The sequence below is a fragment of the Paracoccus gahaiensis genome, assembly GCF_005048225.1.
Classification (GTDB): domain Bacteria; phylum Pseudomonadota; class Alphaproteobacteria; order Rhodobacterales; family Rhodobacteraceae; genus Paracoccus; species Paracoccus gahaiensis.
In genome coordinates, this window is record NZ_SUNI01000018.1 from 44,008 (window position 1) to 65,023 (window position 21,016).

Consider the following 21,016-nt stretch of genomic DNA (forward strand, 5'->3'; position numbering starts at 1 on the left):
CTTTTGCTGGCCTGCATCTTGTCCTAGTCAGTCATCTGATTGTCCTCGATTGTCATCTTTCGCCATGCGCGTCACCTTTCTGCTGTTTGACGGCTTCTCGAACATGGTCCTGTCCTGTCTGCTGGAACCCCTGCGCGCGGTCCGAGATGGGGGGCGGGCGGATCTAGAGTGGCACATCCTGACCGCGGGCGACGGGCCGGTCAGATCCTCCAGCGGGTTGATGGTGGCGCCCGACCGACGGCAGACGGGCATGATCGATCTGCTGGTCGTCGTGGCGGGTTATGGTCATCGCGCCCATGCCGAGGGTCCTGCACGGCGGCAGGTCGCGGATCTGGCGCGCCACAGCCTGCAGATCGTCGGCGCGGATACCGGACCGTGGATTCTCGCCGCCGCCGGGCTGCTCGACGATCGCGAAGCGACATTGCACTGGTCGCTTCTGCCCGAATTCGCCGAGGCGTTCCCCCGGGTCCGGGTGATGTCTGTGGGTCATGTGGCCACCGACCGGGTCTGGACCTGCGGTGGTGCTTCGGATGCGCTGGCGCTGATGCTGTCGCTGATCGGGACGCGCTTTGGTAAGGCAGACGCCTTCCTCGCCTCGGCCATGTTCCTGCGCGACGATCCGCGTCCGCAGGGCGATGTGCCAGACCGGCTAGCGGATCTGGCGCGGGCCGGTCCCGTCCGCCTGCGCAGCATCCTCGACCATATGGTCGAGACGATCGACGAACCCGCCCCGCTGTCCCGCCTCGCCAATCTGGGGGGCATGTCACCAAGCAAGATGGACCGGCTGTTCAAGGCTGATCTGGGCATGTCGCCGGGTCAGTTCCACCGGATGCTCAGACTGGCGCGAGCGCAGGATCTGGCGCGCACCACCCAGCTGAGCCTGCACGACATCGCCCTGCGCTGCGGATATTGCGACGCTCCTGCGCTGAGCAAGGCCTTTCGCCGTCGTTTTGGTTATCCAATTGGGCAGCTGCGCAGGCGTTCCTGCGAGTATGTGGAGCAGGTGACTGTAACCGAAGCAGAAAGGAAATCCCAAGACCCCAAGCCGGTATCCTGTAACGTCAGTTCGCTTGAAGTGTGGTAGACGATCAGCGCCGCAGAGGCTCAAAAGTGGTCCCGTGGTCCCGTGATTGCTCTAACTCGGAAAACAGGAACGGGCAGGGACCGACCGTAGGTCTGCTTGATCCAGATATGGGAGTTGAGGAATGGGCAGCTTTCGACAGCTGCCCATTCCATGGCATTCTTCCCTACTTCCCGAAGATGGCGCGTAGGGCCATTCTTGATCGTGTCGTCAGCTTCGGATCTGTGCTTCCTGAGGCATCGCGGATCTCGTCCAGTCAGGCACGTTCGTTGATGGTCGTCGGCGTCCCAAACACTTCCAGCACCGCGACGGACGCTGTCTGTCCCACAGCCTGCTCCCGCGCCAAGCACATGAGGAAGCCTGGATCTGTCTCCAAGGCGCGGGCGAGGGCGGGCACACGGTCCAGTGGGATCTTCGATGCGCCAGACTTGAACATCGAGATCAGGTTGCCGTTCACAAACCCCGCTTGATGCGCGATCTGCGTCTGCGTGCGTCTTTTTGTGCGCCAGAAGCTCGGTCTGGCGGCGTAGGAAGACGGCAGCCGGGGTGGTTTCAAAAGGGTTGGGCATGGTTGTCTCGCTCATAAGTTGTTGCTGATGACACGAATCTAGGGGCCTATGCGACGACATGCGCTTGGGAGTTGGTGCCGTGCTGACGGGACGGCCGAAGTCCTAGACCGGCGGCACTAAGGTCATGGGGGTGCTTCGGGACCCCGGACAATTTTCTTCCATTGGCCCTCCACTCTCTAAAAACGGGCCATGCTATACAGGTAAATATATCAAGGCGGTGCACCTGCTGAAGTCCCGGTTTTTGACTGTCACGGCCTTGATAGGCGAATTGATGCCTTTATCAGTCAAAAGATTGATTTCTCCCTGGCCAATCGCGGCTTTGCCTTAAACACCTGCGTGGCATATGTGTGATAACCAAATTGAGGACACGGGCCACAGGACAAAGCAGTCGACCGGCCAGCGCGACTGCCTGATATTTCCCTCAACATACCAAAGCGTAAAGCCCGCATGACCCTTTTCCAGTTCCCGCCTTCCTATTCCTGGGCAGGCCTTTTGCCTGCCGGGGTGACCGCCTTCATGGTGGCCTACGCGTATACCGGGCTTTCCTATTTTGCTGTTGCAGCTTCGGGGCTGGCAGTGGTTGCCGTCGCGATTTTCAGCTTCGGTGTCCGCGCGTCGCGGGTGGCCTTCGTGCTGATCGGCATGGCGCTGGTCATCTGGGCCGCGCTGACCACTACGGACTGGCTCGCCGCCACTTCGACTGCAGCGCAACGTGGAGCCATGGTGATGGCGCTGTTCACGGCGCTGAGTGTGATCCGAAGCGCCGCCATGACCTCGCCGGCAATCGTTGAATGCGGGCGGTTCCTGGCCCGCCAGCGACCCGGGCTGCGCTATAGCGCTCTCACGGTCGGCGGGCATCTGTTCGGGTTGATCCTGCTCTATGGGTCCATCTCGTTGCTCGGAACCCTGGCTACCGAAAGCACGGCGCGCGAGCCTGACCGCGAGGTGCGTCTGCAGCGCACAAGGCGCATGATGATCGCCATCCAGCGTGGCTTTGCATCCACCCTCTGCTGGTCTCCCCTGGGGTTTTCGATGATCATCACCGTGTCGGTCGTGCCGGGGGCCAGCTGGGGGGCAGCGGCTCTGCCGGGGATCGTCAGCGCCGTGATGGTGCTGGTGATTGGCTGGGGCTTGGATGCGCTTTACAAACCGCGCAAAGCAGCGCTGGCGCCGGCGTCCGAAACCAGTCAGTGGTCAGAGCAGCTGCGCCCCTTGCTGATGCTGCTAGGCGTGGTGCTGCTGGGGGTCGCCCTGTTGCACGCCGTGACCGGGGTTGAGGTGATCGGCGCGGTCATGTCTCTGGTGCCGGTGGTCGCGGTGCTGTGGATTGCCATGCAGCAGCCGCCGAAGGGGCAGACCCGCCTCCGCCACATCAGTCATCGCTCGGTCGAGTTCGTGACGCGCGAACTGCCCTCGTATCGGGGCGAGATCGTGTTGTTGTTCATGGCGGGCTTCATTGGCAGCCTGGGGGCTTTCCTGTTGGTGCCGCTGGTCCAGGGGCTCGGCCTTGATCTGCAAGCGGTCCCGCCGTGGGTCATCGTGGCCGCAATGGTCTGGGTCATTCCGATGACGGGCCAGTTGGGGATGAACCCCATCCTCGCAGTGTCGCTTTTGGTGCCAGTTCTGCCCTCACCCGAGACAATGGGGATTCCACCAGCTGCCCTTGTTGTCGCCATTACCGGGGGCTGGGCACTGAGCGGCGCGACCTCCCCTTTCACGGCATCCGTGCTTCTCGCCGCTGCATTGGGCAACGTATCTCCTCAACGGGCAGGCATCGGCTGGAACGGCGTATATGCGCTTGTCGCCGGCAGCGCGCTGACCCTCTGGGCGCTAACGCTATCAATCATATTGTGACGGTAGAAGCTTTTAGGGCTGACCCGCTTGTCCGCCTTGTTTGAACCAGAATCCAAAAGCCAGAACAGAAATTGTATGCAGCTACACGGACGGGCGACTCATTAGGCCCAAATGCGTTGCGAAAGAGGCGCAAAAGGGAGGTCCGCTTTGCTTTACAGAGACTTTTCTGTATGCATTATGACAAGTAGTCGGCTCGTGGAGGGGGCATTTGCTCGGGGTTCGACTGCCGGAAATCAGGGGAGGACAAACTATGAAATATGCGACAGTAGCTGCACTGATGTGCGGTGCAATGTATCTGGGCGTCAACGAAGCTGCCGCAGAGCGGGTGTTGCGGATGACCGTGCAGGTCGGCGCAAACCATCCGGTAGGCGCAAACACACATTATTTCGCCGAACAGTTGAGCGAGATTTCGGGCGGTGAGATGACCGTGCGCGTCTTTGACAGCGCCCAGCTGTTCAAAGGTCAGGAAGTGCCCCAGGCCATCTCGAGCGGCGCGATCGATCTGGGGATCGTGCTGGCGGATGAATACGCCGGCTCGATCCCCGCGGCCGGCATCTTTTCGGTCGCGTTCCTTTTCCCCGACTATGAAATCCTGGCCAGCGCAGCCGATCGCGAGGGCGAATTCCGCCAGACCTTCGACCAATTGCTGCTTGAGGCGGGCTCGAAGGTGCTATGGTGGCAGGATTACGGCCCTGTCCAGATGTTGTCCAAGGGCGCGCCGGTCGTCTCGCCCGAGGATATGCGCGGCAAGATGGTCCGCGCAACGGGCAAGCCGACAGGCGATCTGATCGAGGCCGCTGGCGGCTCAGCCGTGGTTGTGGGGGGCGCCGAGCAATTCGTGGCCTATCAGCGCGGCTTGGTGGATATCGGTATGAGCGGGACGACTGCCGTCAAGTCGCGTGCGCTTTACGAGGTGATGGATCACGTCACGATGACCAGCCACGGCCTTGCCGAGTTCATCGCGGTGATCAACCCCGCGCTTTGGGACAGCCTGTCCGAGCAGGAGCAGGCTTGGATGACCGAAGCCGCAGTTCGTGCAGAGGACCAGATGCGCGCCGGGACCGAGGCCGAAAATGTCGAGGCTGCCGAATGGCTGGCCGAGAACGGACATGCGACCGTGACCGAACTGACGCCCGAGCAGATCGCCGTCTGGCAGGAGGCCACACGCCCTGCAGTCGAGCAATTTCGCGAAGAGGCGGGCGAGGCCGGTGACCGGCTTTTGACCGCGCTGGACGCCTTGCGCTGAGAGAACGGGCATGACCGCACCCCGTGGCGCGCTGCGCCTTGCGGACGGGCTGTCGCTGATTGCGGCACGTCTGTCCGAGCTGGGCATCGTCGCCATGACGGTGTTGCTGACCTATGAGGTGGTGGCGCGCTATGTCTTCCGCGCTCCCACGCACTGGACCTCGGATGTCGCCACCACGGTGATGATATGGCTGACGTTCCTCGCGATGGGCTATTGCCTGCGCGAGGGACACATGATCCGCATCACCGCCGTCATCGGGCAGTTGCCCCCGACAGGCCGCAAGGCTGCGGAGGCGCTGAGCCTGATCGCCATCCTGCTGTTTTCGGTCTTCGTGCTGTGGGTGACCAGCCGAGCGATGATGGATTCCATCGCCTTCGGGCGCCGGCAACCGTCGATGTTGCGGATGCCAACCTGGATCGCCGAGCTGCCGATCATTCTGGGCTTTGCCATTCTTGCGGTGCAGACGCTGGCCGAACTGATCCGTCTGCCGGGCCGCCCCGCACCCGAGTTTTCCAGCTCGGCCGAGCAGGAGCTGCCCCCTACGGACATGGAGGTGCGGCGATGACCCCCTTTCTGATTTTCGGCGCGCTGCTGGCACTTTTGCTGACTGGCATCCCGGTTGCGTTTACGCTCGGCATCCTTGGGGCAGGGCTGCTGGCGATCGACGGTTTGCCACTGTCGATGGTCGCCAGCACGCTGTTCGGCGGCATCAACGATTTTGTCCTGCTGGCCATTCCGTTATTTCTGCTGATGTCGAACCTGCTTCTGCGCGGCGGCATTGGGCGCGACCTGTTCGTGGCGATGCAAAGCTGGGTCGGGCACTGGCCGGGGGGCTTGGGCATCGCCGCCCTTTTGTCCTGCGGCGTCTTCTCAGCCATCTCGGGCAGTTCGATCACGACCGCTGCGACAGTCGGCACCGTTGCCATTCCCGAGATGATCAAGCGTGGGTATTCGCGCAGCTTGACACTGGGCCTGATGGCTGCAGGCGGCACGCTAGGGATCATCATCCCGCCCTCGGTCCCACTGATCATCTATGGCGCGATCACCGAACAGAGCATCGGCCAGCTATTTCTCGCGGGAGTCGGCCCCGGCATCTTACTGATCGTGCTGTTCGGGATCTACGTGGTGATCGCCTCGGCCATCCAAGGCACGCATCAGGCGATGCCGCGAGCCACTTGGCCCGAGCGACTTCAAGCCACCCGCCGCGCCTTGCCGACGCTGCTGTTGGCGGGCACGATCCTTGGAGGGATCTATGGCGGGATCTTCACGCCGACCGAAGCCTCAGGCATCGGCGCAGCGGTCGCGCTGCTGATCCTGGCCGTCAGCGCAAGGCTGAGCCGGACAGTCTTTCTGGGTGCGGTGCGGGACACGGTCAAGACGACGACGGTGATTTTTCTCATCGTGATTGGCGCCAAGATATTTGGGCAGGCAATCACCCTATATCAGCTGCCTGCGCAGCTGGCTTGGCTGTTCGAGGATTACTTCAACACCGCAACTCTGGCGCTTCTGCTGATCGCAGCAATGTTGATCTTCATCGGCTTTTTCCTAGAAAGTATGTCGATGCTGCTGATCATGGTGCCGGTGCTTATGCCCACTGTCCTAGCTCTTGGAATTGATCCGATCTGGTTCGGCATCTTCTTTGTGTTGCTGATCGAGATCGCACTGATCACGCCGCCCGTCGGGTTGAACCTGTTCGTCATCCAGTCGCTCGACCGGGCGCCGCTTGGCGTGGTGGCACGGGGCGCGTTGCCCTTTGTCGCAATCATGCTGGGATCGGTCATTCTGATTGCAGTGTTTCCACAGATCGTTCTGGCGATACCGGGGCTCTAGCGGCTGGCGCCCGGCCACTTGGCCGGGCGCCAATCAAAACAAGACAGGTCAGGCGCCGAACCAGCCCGCGCGGGCCAGCTGGCCCGTGATCTTGTCGGGAACGCGCTCGGACAGCCACTCGACCAGCACGGCCAGTCGGTCATGGTCAAGGCCCGTGACAATGCCTTCGCGCTCCAAAAGGTAGTTAACGTCCTCGGTTGCGATGTTACCGGTCGCGCGCGGGGCGAAGGGGCAACCACCAAGCCCTCCGATGGCCGCATCGATGATGCTGGCCCCCCGTTCCAACGCAGCCATCAAGTTCGCGTAGCCGGTGTTGCGGGTGTTATGCAGATGAACGCCCCATGGCGTTGCCCCGATAACGGAGCAGCAGGCCTCATGCACGCGCGCGATGTCGCGCGGTGCAGCGACACCGATCGTGTCTGCCAGCACAATCCGGTCCGCGCCCGCCGCGAGCAGCGCCTCGGCCATATGGGCGACCCGGGACGGGGCGACCTCGCCCTCGAAAGGGCAGCCATATGCCGTGGCGATCACCCCTGTCAGACTACGCCCGGCTTGGCCTACCATTGGCGCGATGGCGGCAAAGGCCGCGACGCTGTCATCGCTGCCCATGTTCTGGTTTCGCCGGCAAAACGTGTCCGAGGCAACGACGGCGAAGCGCAGTTCGGTCACACGGGTGACCAATGCTCGCTCGGCCCCCTTGCGGTTCAGGACCAGAGCAGCCAACTGCACCGCCGGCAGCGGAGGCAGCGCCGCCAATAGCTCTTCAGCGCCCGCCATCTGGGGCACGCGGGCCGGGTTCACCATGCTGACCGCTTCGATCTGGCGCAGTCCCGCCGCGGCCAGCTCAGTGACCATATGCGCCCGCTCCTCGACCGAGAATATGCGCGCGAGGTTTTGTAGGCCGTCGCGTGGGCCGACCTCGCAGATTGTGATACTCATATCACTCCCCGCGTCTTGAGATTAGCGATCTCGCCTTGGTCGAGACCGATCCGACTATAGATTTCGGCATTGTGGGCCCCGATTTCCTGCGGTCCCAGCCATGCAACATCGCCGGGCGTTTCGGACAGAACCGGGAAGACGCCGGGGATGCTGATGGTGCCGAAGTCGTCGTCATGATGCTCGCGCACCATACCGCGTTCGCGGAAATGCGGGTCGTCGACGACCTGTGCGATTGAATTGATAGGACCGTAGACGACCCCGAACTCTTCCAGGCGCGCTTTCAGCTCGGGCATTTCCAGTGACGAGGACCATTCCGCGACCATCGAATCCAGCTGGTCTGCATGATCGCCCCGCGCGATATGGGTCACGAAGCGAGGATCATCCGCCAAGTGGGTTTGACCCATGGCCTGCGTCAGACGACGGAACATGGAATCCACATTGGCCGCGATGACGATATAAGTGCCATCCTTCGCCGGGTAGATGTTCGAGGGAGCGATCTTCGCGATCCCTGTCCCCGAGGGCTGACGGATCGCGCCGGCCTTCGAATATTCCGTAACCGTGCTTTCCAACATCGCAAAGCAGCTTTCCGTGATGGCCGCATCCACCACTTGGCCGCGCCCCCCGTTCCGGTCGCGGCGATAAAGCGCCATCATCATCCCCTCGAAAGCAAACAGCGCCGTCAGGGTGTCGCCAAGCGAGATGCCGTAGCGCGGCGGCGGCATGTCGGGATAGCCGTTGATGTAGCGCATCCCCGACATCGCTTCGCCTACCGAAGCGAAGCCCGGACGCTCCGCATAAGGCCCCGTCTGGCCAAAGCCTGAAACTCGCACGATCACCAGCCCGCGGTTCAGGGCATGCAACTGGGCCGGGCTCATACCCCATTTCTCAAGTGTGCCGGGCTTGAAGTTCTCGATCAAGACATCGGCTTCAGCGATCAGCTTGCGTGCCAGATCCTGGCCTTCTTCCTTGCGCAGGTTGATTGAGACCGATTTCTTATTGCGCGCCATGATAGGCCACCATAGTGTCTTGCCTTCGTGCTGAAGTCGCCCCCAGTTGCGGATCGGGTCGCCACTGCCGGGTGCCTCGATCTTTAGGACTTCAGCCCCGAAATCGGCGCAGCGACTGCCGACAAACGGCCCGGCTAGTAGCTGCCCCATCTCCACGACCCGAAGGCCCTGCAGCGGCCCGAACGGTGTTTCACCTGACATGGCGATCCCTCCCTGATGTGTCTAGGATATTTGTATTCCGGCACAGGCATAATTTGTATCCATTTTTGGCCGCTTGAAGTAAATTTTGCCGTGCCGTTTATTCGGGCCGGTGTTTCTGCACCCATTCGAGGTATTGTAATGCCACAAGCCAGATGGTGAACTGCGCCGGAACAGCAAGTGTCGGAAGGGCTTGAGATGCAGCCGGAATCTTCGGAAAGTGCGTCCAGACGGGCCTATCGCGAGTTGCGCCAAGCGATCCTGGAGCGGCGCTTGCCAGCCAACCGCAAGGTGACCGAGGTTGGCCTTGCCGAAGACCTTGGGATTTCTCGCACACCTATCCGGGAAGCAATCAAGCGCCTTCTGCTGGAGGGGCTGCTGGAGCGGCGCAAGGGGCAGGGCCTATGGTGCGTGGTCCCCGATGCAGACGAGGTTCGCGAGATCTTTGAGCTGCGGCTGCGCCTTGAATCCTATGCCGCCGCAAAGGCGGCCGAGCGGGCAAAGCCAGCGCAGGTTGAGGCGCTGGTCGCGTCCGCCCGCCGGATGAACGAGTTGACGCAGGTCGCTGTGGACAGTGAGGCGCTGATCGCAAGCATTGACCGCGAAAATGCTCGCTTTCACAGCCTGATTGCGGAAGCGACGCAGTCTCAAAGATTGATGCACCTGATCCGGGCGACGGTGGACTTGGCGCTGGTGACGCGCACCTTTCGCCAGTTCACAACGGACCAGCGCCGCCGTTCGGCACAGCACCACCTTGAGATTGCAGCCGCCATTGCTGCTCGCAAGCCGCACTGGGCCGAGCGGATGATGCAAGTCCACATCTTATCAGCTGAAGACACGATGGACAGCATTCCCAGCGCGGATGTTCCCGCGGATGACCGACTGAGCCAAACTAATTACGATGATTAAATAACTTTGCATGATACCCCGCTGGCCTGTCATGCGGCTACGCAATGGGCGGAAAGCCGACTGTTGGCGATTCAGCATGGTAGTTGCGAAAACTAGCAATAGCGGACATTCGGCCGGTTTGCCACGAAGGCGTCTGCTTGATCCGAATGGAAGATTTCGGCGTCGTCGGCCCGGCAAAGGGACCGCGGACGCCCCCATTAGCTGCGATCAAGCTCGGCACATCCAGAGATTTAAACTAACTGAAATCACGTAGGCCGCATACGGCGACTGCTTCGAAGAGAAAGTGTCAGAAACACCAACGCAGCAATGATGAGAATGAGCGAGATGGGTCGGGTGAACAAGGGCACGATACTTTCATACTGACCGAGCATTTTGCGCAGATTTGCCTCAAAGGGCGGGCCGAGTAGAAAGCCTAGAATGACCGGTGGGAGCGGATAACGAAACTGCTCCATGAGAAAGCCCAGAAGACCAAAGCCTAGCATGACCCATATTTCGAACATTCGACCGTTCAGGGAATAGATACCCACGCAAGCGATCACGAACAAGGCGGGCAGCAGGACAGGACGCGGCACGTCAAGCAGGCGAACCAGCAACCCGGTGCTGCCCAGCATGAATACGAACATCATCACACTGGCCACCATGACCGAGATGTAGATCGCATAGACCACCTCGGGGGAATTGGCGAACATCAGCGGTCCCGGCTGCACGCCCTGAATCGTAAGGGCACCGATCAGCATGGCCGTGACCGTATCGCCCGGAATGCCAAGGGTCATAGCGGTGATCAGGGCACCGCCAACGGTAGCATTGTTCGCGGCCTCGGCTGCAACGACACCCGCAGGCTCTCCGCGCCCAAACCGCTCGGGCGTCTTTGACGAATTGCGGGCCTGGGCATAGGCGATCAACCCGGCAGGGCCGCCGCCGATGGCGGGCAGGATGCCCACCGCCGTGCCAATCGATGCCGAGCGCAGCGCGTTGGGGGCGTGGGCCAGGACCTCCCTGCCTTCGGGAAGCATGGCCCGCCAACCAAGTCCGCTTTGCACCTTGTTGCTTGGCCGGGCCGGGGCGAGGGCATCCCGCATGATCTGCGAGACGGCGAACAAACCGACCAAGGCAGGAACCAAGGGAAGGCCACCCAGCAGTTGCGGTGTGCCAAAATCAAACCGCGGCAGGCCGTCGATCGATGAGATCCCGACGGTCGCCACCAGCCCCCCGATCAGGGCAGCGATCAGACCTTTGAGAAGGCTGTCCGAACTGACGGCCACAACTGCGGTGAGAGCGAAAAAGAAGGCCGCGACATATTCTGGTGTGTGAAAATCCAGCGCCAGCCGCGCCAGGGTCGGAGCAAAGATGATCAGGATAATGCCGCTAAAAATAGTCCCGAAGACGGAAGCGATGATCGCCAGCCCAAGCGCCTTTCCGGCCCGCCCGCTCTGGGCCATTGCATGCCCGTCTAGGACCGTCGCAACTGAATTTGGCGTGCCCGGAATGCGCAACAGGATGGCAGAAATACAGCCTCCGGTCATCCCGCCGACAAAGATCGCCACCAGCAGGCTGATCGACGGAATTGGGTCCATCGTATAGGTCAGAGGCAGAAGCAGAGCGATTGCCATCGTGGCGTTCAGCCCCGGCAGCATGCCGACGATGACGCCGATCGCCATGCCCAGAAAGATCAGGCCAAGCAGTGCCGGTGACAGCAGCACCTGGCCCAGCACCGTCTGAAACATGTCCATGTCCTACCCCCACCAGGCCGGCGTGGACATCACGCGCAGCTCCAGCCCGTATTGAAAGACCAGGCCCACCAGACCCAGCACGACAACCGTCGCGGCCAGACTGATGGCGAGCCGCCGCGCCCATGTGCCCTCGCGCCACAACAGGGCAAAGATCGCCATGAACAGGGGCGTGATCAGGTAGATGCCGAGGAACGGCAGGGCCAAGACAAACCCCACGCAAAGCCCGAGAATGCCCATGCCGCGCCGGAAACCCGGCTCTGCCTCGGTTGCTCCGCGCAGGCAGAACCACAGCTGGGCCAGAAGCGCCACGGTCAGCCCCCCTAGCAGGATGCGTGGCCAGAAAGCCATTCCCAGAGGGTCCCACGGCACGTTGCGAAAGAGGAATGTCTGCCAGATGCAGACACCCGTAACCGCCAGCAACCCCACGACGAAAGCCGCCTCGCCCCAGGACGCTGTGCTTGGCCGGATGCGATCAGTCGGCATAACCCGCATCCTGCGCGAGAGCGGTGATTTGGGTCGATGTATCGGTCATGTAGGTGCTGAATTCATCGCCGCGCATGAAGTTGACCTGCACATTCAAGGCTGCCAGCTGATCCTGCACGCCCTGCGCCGCGGTCGCGGTCTCCAGCGCGTCGCAAAAGGCGGCGACGACAGGCTCGGGCGTGCCGGCAGGGAACATAAAGCCGTTGCTTTGGGACAGGGACACGTCCAGCCCCTGTTCCTTGGCAGTGGGAAGGTCGGGCGCGATCTCCATGCGTTCGTCGGCCAGCACGGCCACGATATTCAGCTGCCCCGCCTCGTGCTGCTGGACGACCCCGGCGGTGGGCGTGATCAGCGCGGTGATATGTCCACCCATCACGGCGGCATTCTTTTCCGGGCCGGTCCCTGCATTCACAAGATTGATGTCGTTGGGCGTCATCCCGTTTATCATCAGCCCAGCAAACTCCGAAAGGGTGCCACGTTCGATGGCCAAGCTGGCATCCGGCATCGCCAGCAAATCTTCCAAACTGGCCAGCCCGTCCGCGCCGCCCTTGCCAGTGATCGTCAGCGGCGTCTCTCCGAACATGCAGGCCGGCATGATGCTGTCGGCCTCGAACGGCGCCGAGCCGATGGCCATGCCGACCAGTGTATTCGTCAGGTAAAGGCCGACCGTCTGCCCGTCCGGGGCGCTTTGCAAAGCCGCCGACATGCCCACGACGCCACCGCCGCCCGCCATGTTGCTGATGACCACAGATTGGCCCAGCACCTGCTCCATCTCGGTCGCCAGCGCTCGGACCATGTTGTCGGTCGTGCCGCCGGCATCATAGGGCACGATGATGGTCACAGGGCCATTGGGCCAGTCCTGCGCCAGAAGTGGTGCGGACCCCAGGCTCAAAGCGGTGGCGGCCAGCAGGATGGTCCGTGTGGTCGATATGGTCATGATGTTACCCTCCCAGGTGTTTGCGCAGAAATGCCGTGGCCTGCCAGGATCAGCGGGCGTGGCGTGCGACCGGTTCCGGCCGGTCAGCGTTGACAGTGGTCCGTGCCGGGCTTGCGTCAAACCCGTAGAAGGCGTGCAACTCTGCGGGTGCATCGTTGTCATGCAGATGCACCATCATTGCGGCCAGCAGGCGTGCCTCCAGCGCCGGGTCGTTCACAGGATGACTTTGTCCGGGGTCCTGAACCAGATCAAAGATCTCGGTGCGAACGCCGCAGTCGAACTCGTCGGCCAGCCCCGGCGGACGGATGCCGTCGCGCCGGGCCGGGATGCGCAGGGTCTGCACCGATTTGGTGAAATTGAAGGGCGGCACCAAGGCGATGCCCTGCAGCTCATCAATGGTGAAGGCCGAACTCATGTGCTGTGGCGACAGCGTGTATTCGTTCAGCCCCTCGCAGGCGACGTTGCGCGGATAGCGGAACATCAGGTGCCGCCCGTCGGTCAGACCCAGGGGACCGCCAAACTGACCAAACAGCACCGTGCGGTCGGGGTCTGCTTGCCGAAGCATCGGCCAGATCGAGTTGCCGAGGCATTCTTCAGGAGCGGCAATACCATGCAGGTCCAGCAAGCTGGGCATCAGATCGGGGGTCTGCGTCAGTGCCGTGCAGCGCGCCCCAGCCCTTTCCGCCATGTCCGGGTGGCAGACCATCAGCGGGATATGCGAGATCTCGGAGTAATAGGGCATCCGGTTTTTGCCCCACCATTCATGTTCCGCCAACAGATAGCCGTGATCGGTGGTCACGATCAGGCAGGTGTCCTTCCACAGGTCCAGAATGTCGAACGTGTCCATCAGCCGGCCTAGCTGATCGTCACACATTGTGACAAGGGCCGCGTAATTCGACCGGATCTCGGCGCGTTGAGCGGTGTCGCCACCGGCGCGGGCATATTGTGGCCAGTCGAGGATGCCGCCCTGCCAATCCGTCGGATACATCGCCTTGAAGCGGTCGGGGGCCATGAAGGGCTCGTGCGGATCGAAGGCTTCGAGTTGCAGGAACCAGTCATCGGCGCCCCGGTTGCGGGCCAGAAACTCGATGGCGCGCTCGAAGCACTGGACGGTGGGATAGTCGCGCTCGGCCCTGATGGCTTGACGGTTCACCGCATGACGCAGCTTTTTCCACTGCCAGCGCGACATCGCCTCGCGCGTAGCCGGGCCCGTCTCGGGAAGATCGTAATGGGCGGGGTCGAACTGGCTGCGCAGCTTGGCCAGACGCGGCTCGACAATGGCGTGCCAGGGATCGTTTTCCTGACCGCGAACGAATTCCCAACTGTCGAAGGCCTGGGCATAGCCGTTTCCGCCATCCTCGAAGTAATGCATGTGATCGGTGATCAGATGGGTGTAGATGCCAGCCTTGCTCATCAGCTTGGGGAAGGAGTTGTCGAAGGGCTCCAGTGGCCCCCAGGACCGGTGCATGAAGTTCAACCGGCCCGTATGCAGGTCCCGCCGGGCGGGCATACAGGGCAGCGATCCCACGAAGTGCTGATCGAAGGTCACGGCGCGTTCGGCAAGGCGCGTCATATTTGGCGTCTGGATCGACTGAGATCCATAGGGCTCCAGCGCGCCCCGGTTCAGCGAATCGAATAGAACAAAGACCGTCCGCATCATGATCCTCCCTCGCAGGACGAGAACAAATTTGAGCTACATTGGAAAATGAATAATGATGCCGTGAGATAGTCGCAAAAGGACTGACTGAATGCTGGATGCCAAGATGCGCGCATTTCTTGCCGTTGCCGCGACGGGGTCGATCTCGCTCGGGGCGCAGCAGGTGGGCCTGACGCAGGCCGCGATGTCCAAGCTGATCCGGCGGCTGGAAATTGAATATGATACGATCCTGTTCGACCGGCACCGGCGCGGCGTCAGCCTGCGTCCCGAGGGTGAAGCCCTGTTACGCCACGCCCAGGCCGCCACCATCGAGTTCGCCCATGCCCGCGAAGAGATTGCTGCAGCCCGCCGCAGCCAGAAGATCGACCTGCGCCTCCATTGCGGACTGGTTTATGCGCTGGACTGGATCCATCACCCCCTGCGTGAAATGGCCCTGCGCCATCCCGACGTGGAATTCACTGTTGATGCCTCGGCCTACCGCAACACCGTGTCCCGGCTCTTGAAGGGAGATTATGACGCGGTCTTCGGCTTTGTCGGCGATGCGGCGGCAGACCGGCGGTTGGCTTTTACGCCGATCCACGATGCGCGGACGATGATCTTTGCACGCAAGGGCCACCCTTGGGTGGGTGGTCCCGTGCCGGCCGCGCTGCTGGCCGAGGCGCGGTGGACCGAGTTCGTGGACGTCTTTCTGACCACCGAGCGGCTGACGACCTATCTGCTGGGCGCAACGGGCCAACGGCCGCGTTTTCAGTTCCACACCACGTCATTGGCGACGGCGCTGGAACTGGTTCGCAGCACCGACAGCCTCATCTGCCTGCCATCCCCGCTGATCCGCTATGCCTCGACACTGGATCTACTGCCGATAGGGTCAGAACATCGGATCTGGACCTATGCGACCGGATGCCTGCACCGGCGATCCTCCAGCAACGTCGCGCTGATGCAGGAATTGCTGGAACTGGTCATTCAGAAAGCGGAGCAAATTGCGCCGCCACCCTGAAGCCGGAGTTTCCGGTGGAACTGTCGGGTTCGTTCCGGGTGCGCGAATGCACATGATAACGGTCGCAATAGCTGTCATGGCACAGGTATGACCCGCCACGCTGAACGCGGGCCTCGCCTTCAGCGGTCCCTGAAGGATCAAGCTCAGGCCGCTGCCCCGCCTTCGGCAGGGGCCCGAACCGGTCTGCAACCCATTCCCAGACATTGCCGGTCATGTTGAACATGCCGTAGCGGTTGGGTCGATACGCATCGACAGGCGCGGTCCCTATCCAACCGTCGTCACCACTGTTTATGGTGGGGAACGAACCCTGAAACGTGTTCATGGCAAAGGCACCGCCGGGTTTCATTTCATTGCCCCAGGGAAACTTCTGCCTGATCAGGCCGCCACGTGCTGCCCGTTCCCACTGTGCCTCGGAGGGCAAGTGCAGACCCGCCCAGTTGCAATACGCTATCGCGTCAAACCATGCGATATGAACGACTGGATGTTCATCTCGCGTTGCAGTCCTTGTATCTGGTCCCTCGGGGGAAAACCAGCATGCCCCGTCGACCTTGCGCCACCAGGGAAGGCCTGGGGGGCTGACAGGCCACTTGTCCGGATCCGGCAGCAACAGGTGAAAGACATAGCTCCACCCCTCTTGCTCTGCAACGGTCCGATATCCCGTTGCCCGCACAAACCGTTGGTATTCGGCGTTCGTCACGGCCGTGGGTGACATCAGAAAGGCAGAGAGCTTTACCTTCCTTCGAGGACTGTCCAGATCGCCCGCAAACCACGACTGCCTAGCCCCCATTTCGAAAACCCCGGAAGGAATCGGTTTGAGGGGCGCCCGCAGGCTTCTTGCGATATCCAACGGCGCAGGTAGGGGGGCTTTGGCAAGCGTCAGATAATCTGCGATCTCCCTACTTCCACCTCGTGCGCCAGCCGGACTGCAGCAGCTTGTTGTCGTTTCCTTCATGCTCGCCGTGACCATCCTTGCGTCAAGAAAACTATCAATAATACTTTGCTAGTCGACTTTACCCATCGCCAGATCGCCCTGACCACCTTGATTTTTCAGCGCTGCACGCAGATCAAATACTGTCAGAGACTCAAGGAAATCCTAGCCGAGATCCAAGAAAATCTTGCCTCGCAACGGTCGGGCGCCACAAGTTCGTCTATAATTTTTTCTGACCAAGTGGCTTTTGAACAGGCGCCCGCTTGGTCTCGCGCCCCAGACACTGCAGGGGGCAGTCCTTCTGCGGCGAGCACCAATAGCCGGAATTGGGAGGGTTGCTCTACAGCGCCTGACGGGTGCCGACCGTCCGCTATGGGCCGCCTGCGCTGCTGGCTGAAAGAAATTAAGCCTTCGAGTTGGTCGGCGGCATGGATTGACGAAAGGAGCCTCTGCCGACTTCCGGCACCCCTTTCCCGAGCGTTCCCTCGGCAGATCCTCCTACCGTTTCAGATACGCGATCAACGCCTGCAGGGCCACCGGGACCTGGCGACGACTCGGGTGATAGAGGAACGCCCCCGGATAGGGTTGGGACCAGTCGTCCAGCACCTGTTCCAGCTGCCCCGTAGCGATGTCGTGCGTGACATCCTCCTCCATCGTCCAGCCGACGCCGCATCCTGCGCGGACGGCGGCCAGCGCCAGATCGGAGGAGTTGCAGATCAACGGCCCCCTGACCTGAAGGCGCAGTGCCCGGCCGTCGGTCTCGAAGTCCCATGGCATCAGGGCCCCACTGCCAAGGTTGCGATAGCCGATGCAGGGATGATTCAGCAAATCGCGTGGATGGGCGGGCCGGCCATGCGCGGCCCAGTATACGGGCGTCGCAACGACAACCGTGCGCAGGGGCGGGCCGATCCGGACGGCGATCATGTCGCGTTCGACGCTTTCACCCAGCCTGATGCCGGCATCGAAGCCCATTGCCACGATGTCGCGCAATCCGTCATCGATATTCACCTCGACCGTGATGCCGTGATGGCGGGTCAGGAACCCCGGCAGCCGGCGGGACAGCAGGGTCGAGGCGATCCAGTGAAACGTCGTCAGCCTCACGGTGCCCGCCGGGGCATCGCGCCAATCCGACAGCGCCTCCACGCCGGCATCGATCTGCGCCAGCGCCGGGGTCAGGCGTCCGAGCAGCGCGAGACCCGCCTCGGTCGGCGCGACCGATCGCGTCGTGCGCGCCAGCAGCCTGAGGCCAAGCCGCTCCTCCAGCCCGCGCATCGCATGGCTGAGCGCCGAGGGTGACACGCCAAGTTCGGCCGCAGCTGCGGTAAAGCTTCGCGTGCGGGCGATGGTCGCAAATGCGGCAAGATCGTTGAGGTTCTGTCGGGCCATTCATGAGGGATGCTCACAGGCTCATGCAAAAGCAAATGGCTAATCCTGCACGGCGGATCGCCCTAGGATCACGTCATCGCCGCATTTAGGAGCTGATCATGCAGATGACCGACTATCGGACCTTTGGACGCTCGGGGCTGATCGTCAGCCCGCTGACGCTTGGCACGATGACCTTCGGCGCAGGCCGGTGGGGCAGTGACATGGCGGCCGCGCGCGAGATCTTTGAGGCCTACGTCTCGGCGGGCGGAAACGTGGTCGACACCGCCGACGTCTATAGCGGCGGAGAGAGCGAGCGGATGCTGGGGCAGATCCTGGCTGATAGCGGCCTGCGCGACCGAATCGTCCTGTCCACCAAATCCGGCTTTGCCCGGGCGCAGGGACATCCGCTGCATGGCGGAAACGGCGCGATCAATATCCGGCTTGGGATCGAGGGGTCGCTGCGCCGCCTCGGGACGGACCGGATCGACCTCTATTGGGTGCATGTCTGGGATCGCACCACGCCGCCCGAGGAGGTGCTGCGGACGCTGACCGCAGCCGTCGCACGGGGCGAGATCCTGTATTACGGGTTCTCGAACACGCCCGCCTGGTATGTCGCCAAGGTCGCGACCCTGGCGGCGGCGCACGGCCTGCCGGGCCCGATCGGGCTGCAGAACGCCTGGTCGCTGATCGATCGCGGGGTCGAGCTGGATCTGGCACCGATGGCCGGGCATTTCGGGTTGGGGATCATGCCCTGGAGTCCGCTGGCCGGCGGATTACTGACCGGAAAGTATGGCCGTGACATGATGGCCCAGGCGGATCGTGCCGCCGCGGTCCCCGATCGTGCCATGGACACGCAAGCCGGTCAGAGCGATCGTCTGAGCGGGGACAACCCCTACGGCGGCATGCTGTTCACCGAACGCAACTTCGCGATCGTCGACGTCCTGCGCGATGTGGCGACCGAGCTGGAGGTGCCGATGGCGCAAGCTGCGCTGGCCTGGCTTCTGTCGCGCCCCGGGGTGACGACGCTGCTGATGGGCGCCAGCCGTCCGGAACAGGTGACAGCCAACATCGCCGCCCTGCAGGTCACGCTGTCGCATGAGCACCGGGCCCGCTTGGACGGGGCCAGCGCGCTGCCATCGCTGAACCCCTATTTCATCTTCCAGCTGCCGAGAGAGGTGCTGTTCGGCGGGCAATCCGTGACATCTTGGGGATGAGGGGTGGATCGGGCTCGGATTTGAAGCCATCTCAGGTCCTCTGATTGCCGCAAAGCTGCCTTTTGTGAGGATGGAGTCCTATAGGGCCTTGGGCCAGATCAGGTCTTCAAGATCCTCTAGCTTTCTGACGGAAGACTGCCATTCGCTGATGGCGATGCCGCGCATGTCACTCGCCCTGTGGAGCATCATCAGCGTCGTCAGGCGTCGGCGCATTGAATTGTTATAGTCCTCTGCGGGCACACCATAGCCCTCAAGGAATGCCCGGACGCGGTCGGGGACGCCCGCGCACATGAAGGTGCTCGGGCCCAAGAGATCGTATTCGCGCCAGCCTGTCATGACATCGCCGAAGTCGATGACCGCCGCCAACTGCCAGCCATCGGACGTTTCTGTCAGAAGCAGGTTTTCTGGAATCCATTCCCCGGTCAGGATAACGGGCTGCACTTCCGCGGGCAGCACCAAGGGCGCCGCGCGTAGAAGGGCCGGCAGATCGGACAACAGGGACTCCTCCAGGCCCTGACGTCTATGCCGCTCGATACAGCCTTCGGCCTGACGCTTGACGAAGTCCGGCCAAGCCGGCTGCATCTCAAGAAACTCTCCCGGATCGACGGCCTGGACCTCTGCAATCGTGCGCCCGACGTCGCCCAGAATGGCGAGGCGTTCCTGCTCGGATAGCACCGGCCAGACCTCGGAGCCTACTGTTCCGGGCAGCTTGGTGATGATCAGCCATGACCATCCATTGTCCACCCCTTCCGCCAGTATCCGAGGGATTGGCACGGATAGACGGCCATCCAGCAGGCGCAGCGCAAGGCGTTCGACCGCAAACTGTGGGGCGTAGATCGGTGGGAAAATCTTTAGGATGACGTTGCCATCCAAATCGACGACGAGGTTGGTGCCGGTCTTGAATGAAGTAGGCGAGACGGCATGCACATTTGCCCTTTGCGCAATCTCGATAACGACGGGCAACCAGAGGTCTGAGGCGGATCGCCATCGCTCGAAGTCTTCCTCATCCGAGATGTCCGGCCAAAGTTTCACGGTCCGACCCCCCTGTCATGCGGGATAAGAAGCCAAGAGTGAAAAAGATTCAACGGCAGCTCCGTCCCGCGTAGCAGACGCTGCTTGGCCGACCTCTCTGCGCCCCCCACCTGCGTCCGGTCTGGGGAAGCTGCACCGCAGCGGCGCCGTGGCCTCGACCGTCCGTTATGGGCCCGTCTGCCGGTTCGAGGGGCGAAGACGGGCAGGCGGACGAAGCGCTGGTGAGGGCCGTAAGCACCTTTAGCCGTCGATGTCCCCCGGTTAATGAACCCAGTCGCCGCTCAAATCTCACGACGAGGTGGCGCGATCGATCTTCGGTGCCGCATCCTCCTTTGGCGTAGTCCCGAAGAAACGTTGTAATGCCTGGGCGAAGGCGCTTTGGGAACGATACCCAACAATGTCTGCGACTTGGAACGGTTCTCCTGCCCCCGCTCGGCGCCTTCCAGACGAGAACAAGGCGTCATGCTCGCAAGTAGACCACGGGTGGCTTGCCGATGCGTTGCAAAAACTCCGCCGAAAAGGAAGCTCCATCTATGCCAATATTGATTTCAGAGGCCGCGGGCCATCCGCGCAACTGGGCATAAAAACGACAGGCGACAGGCAACAGACGACAGGTAAACGTTCAGTATCTCCAATTTTGAGCCAGCGTATGGGCCAATTTAACAGCCACCCGCATGTTGGCGTCGCTAAAGGCGGGATCCGAACGCAGGTAGTTGATCGTGCCCAGAACCTGCCGCCCTCGGACTATGGGCACGTTCATTACCGCGTTTAGACCGAGGCCAAGAATGGTCTCGTGATCGGAAAACGCCCAGCGGATATCGTCCGGGCCAAAGCCAACGTTCACCTCGTGACGAAACAGGACCTTTTCGCCCCATTCGGTCTGGCGCTTTGGTTTGCGACCGCTGATCGGATATACCTTGGGAAGGGTGGAGTAGAGCCGCTCCACTTCTACCGTATCGGCATGGAATTGCATCGCGGTAAAAAGTCCATTTGGAATTGCGACAGCGCATTGCGCAAAGGCGTCGTCCATCTCTGGTCCT

At 61.9% G+C, this 21,016-nt stretch carries 18 protein-coding genes; 8 read left to right on the forward strand and 10 right to left on the reverse strand.

Annotation, left to right across the window (positions count from 1 at the left end; genetic code table 11):
- The first annotated feature begins 64 nt into the window (after positions 1-64).
- From FA743_RS15960 to FA743_RS15985, 5 genes are all read left to right on the forward strand, one after another.
- Positions 65-1,084, forward strand: coding sequence for a GlxA family transcriptional regulator (locus FA743_RS15960; RefSeq protein WP_136887097.1), 1,020 nt, complete (start codon positions 65-67; stop codon positions 1,082-1,084).
- 1,013 nt (positions 1,085-2,097) lie between these two features.
- Positions 2,098-3,504, forward strand: a complete 1,407-nt coding sequence (locus FA743_RS15970; RefSeq protein WP_136887099.1) for a hypothetical protein — start codon at positions 2,098-2,100, stop codon at positions 3,502-3,504.
- Positions 3,505-3,793: 289 nt separating this feature from the next.
- Complete coding sequence (gene dctP / locus FA743_RS15975; protein ID WP_246054996.1) at positions 3,794-4,750, forward strand: TRAP transporter substrate-binding protein DctP; 957 nt, start codon at positions 3,794-3,796, stop codon at positions 4,748-4,750.
- A 10-nt stretch (positions 4,751-4,760) separates the two neighbouring features.
- Positions 4,761-5,315: a TRAP transporter small permease gene (locus FA743_RS15980; protein WP_136887100.1), complete on the forward strand. Its 555-nt coding sequence runs from the start codon at positions 4,761-4,763 to the stop codon at positions 5,313-5,315.
- A complete protein-coding gene (locus FA743_RS15985) occupies positions 5,312-6,580 on the forward strand; it encodes a TRAP transporter large permease (RefSeq protein WP_136887101.1) in 1,269 nt (422 codons plus the stop codon). Before FA743_RS15980 ends, FA743_RS15985 begins: the two co-directional genes overlap by 4 nt.
- Before the next feature lie 48 nt (positions 6,581-6,628).
- On the opposite strand, the gene FA743_RS15990 is transcribed toward FA743_RS15985, so the two are convergent.
- On the reverse strand, positions 6,629-7,519 hold the full coding sequence (locus tag FA743_RS15990) for a hydroxymethylglutaryl-CoA lyase (RefSeq protein WP_136887102.1): 891 nt from the start codon (positions 7,517-7,519) through the stop codon (positions 6,629-6,631).
- Entirely contained in the window at positions 7,516-8,727 is a 1,212-nt protein-coding gene (locus tag FA743_RS15995) for a CaiB/BaiF CoA transferase family protein (protein WP_136887103.1), read from the reverse strand. The genes FA743_RS15990 and FA743_RS15995 overlap by 4 nt, the downstream gene beginning before the upstream one ends.
- Before the next feature lie 195 nt (positions 8,728-8,922).
- On the opposite strand from FA743_RS15995, the gene FA743_RS16000 reads away from it, so the two are divergent.
- Positions 8,923-9,633: a GntR family transcriptional regulator gene (locus FA743_RS16000; protein WP_136887104.1), complete on the forward strand. Its 711-nt coding sequence runs from the start codon at positions 8,923-8,925 to the stop codon at positions 9,631-9,633.
- Between the two features lie 245 nt (positions 9,634-9,878).
- Here FA743_RS16000 and FA743_RS16005 read toward each other — a convergent pair whose 3' ends face one another.
- From FA743_RS16005 to FA743_RS16020, 4 genes are read right to left on the reverse strand one after another with little or no spacing between them, the layout of a single operon-like run.
- Positions 9,879-11,363: a tripartite tricarboxylate transporter permease gene (locus FA743_RS16005; protein ID WP_136887105.1), complete on the reverse strand. Its 1,485-nt coding sequence runs from the start codon at positions 11,361-11,363 to the stop codon at positions 9,879-9,881.
- A 3-nt stretch (positions 11,364-11,366) separates the two neighbouring features.
- Entirely contained in the window at positions 11,367-11,846 is a 480-nt protein-coding gene (locus FA743_RS16010) for a tripartite tricarboxylate transporter TctB family protein (RefSeq protein ID WP_169308917.1), read from the reverse strand.
- Positions 11,836-12,783, reverse strand: coding sequence for a Bug family tripartite tricarboxylate transporter substrate binding protein (locus tag FA743_RS16015; RefSeq protein WP_169308918.1), 948 nt, complete (start codon positions 12,781-12,783; stop codon positions 11,836-11,838). The genes FA743_RS16010 and FA743_RS16015 overlap by 11 nt, the downstream gene beginning before the upstream one ends.
- 49 nt (positions 12,784-12,832) lie before the next feature.
- Positions 12,833-14,443 carry a sulfatase gene (locus FA743_RS16020; RefSeq protein ID WP_246054997.1) on the reverse strand — a complete coding sequence of 537 codons (1,611 nt, stop codon included), beginning with the start codon at positions 14,441-14,443 and terminating at the stop codon, positions 12,833-12,835.
- Between the two features lie 88 nt (positions 14,444-14,531).
- On the opposite strand from FA743_RS16020, the gene FA743_RS16025 reads away from it, so the two are divergent.
- Complete coding sequence (locus FA743_RS16025) at positions 14,532-15,437, forward strand: LysR family transcriptional regulator (RefSeq protein WP_136887109.1); 906 nt, start codon at positions 14,532-14,534, stop codon at positions 15,435-15,437.
- Here FA743_RS16025 and FA743_RS16030 read toward each other — a convergent pair.
- The gene (locus FA743_RS16030) at positions 15,400-16,284 is read right to left on the reverse strand and encodes a formylglycine-generating enzyme family protein (RefSeq protein ID WP_425467200.1); all 885 of its coding nucleotides are present in this window, start codon (positions 16,282-16,284) and stop codon (positions 15,400-15,402) included. The two genes, FA743_RS16025 and FA743_RS16030, sit on opposite strands and share 38 nt — an antisense overlap.
- 579 nt (positions 16,285-16,863) lie before the next feature.
- Positions 16,864-17,751, reverse strand: a complete 888-nt coding sequence (locus FA743_RS16035; RefSeq protein WP_136887110.1) for a LysR family transcriptional regulator — start codon at positions 17,749-17,751, stop codon at positions 16,864-16,866.
- A 98-nt stretch (positions 17,752-17,849) separates the two neighbouring features.
- Between FA743_RS16035 and FA743_RS16040 the strand changes: the two genes are divergently transcribed.
- Positions 17,850-18,944 carry an aldo/keto reductase gene (locus tag FA743_RS16040; protein ID WP_136887111.1) on the forward strand — a complete coding sequence of 365 codons (1,095 nt, stop codon included), beginning with the start codon at positions 17,850-17,852 and terminating at the stop codon, positions 18,942-18,944.
- 78 nt (positions 18,945-19,022) lie between these two features.
- Here the strand turns inward: FA743_RS16040 and FA743_RS16045 are convergent, their stop codons facing one another.
- A complete protein-coding gene (locus tag FA743_RS16045; RefSeq protein ID WP_136887112.1) occupies positions 19,023-19,976 on the reverse strand; it encodes a phosphotransferase family protein in 954 nt (317 codons plus the stop codon).
- A gap of 622 nt (positions 19,977-20,598) precedes the next feature.
- Entirely contained in the window at positions 20,599-21,006 is a 408-nt protein-coding gene (locus tag FA743_RS16050; protein ID WP_246054998.1) for a GAF domain-containing protein, read from the reverse strand.
- Positions 21,007-21,016: the final 10 nt, after the last annotated feature.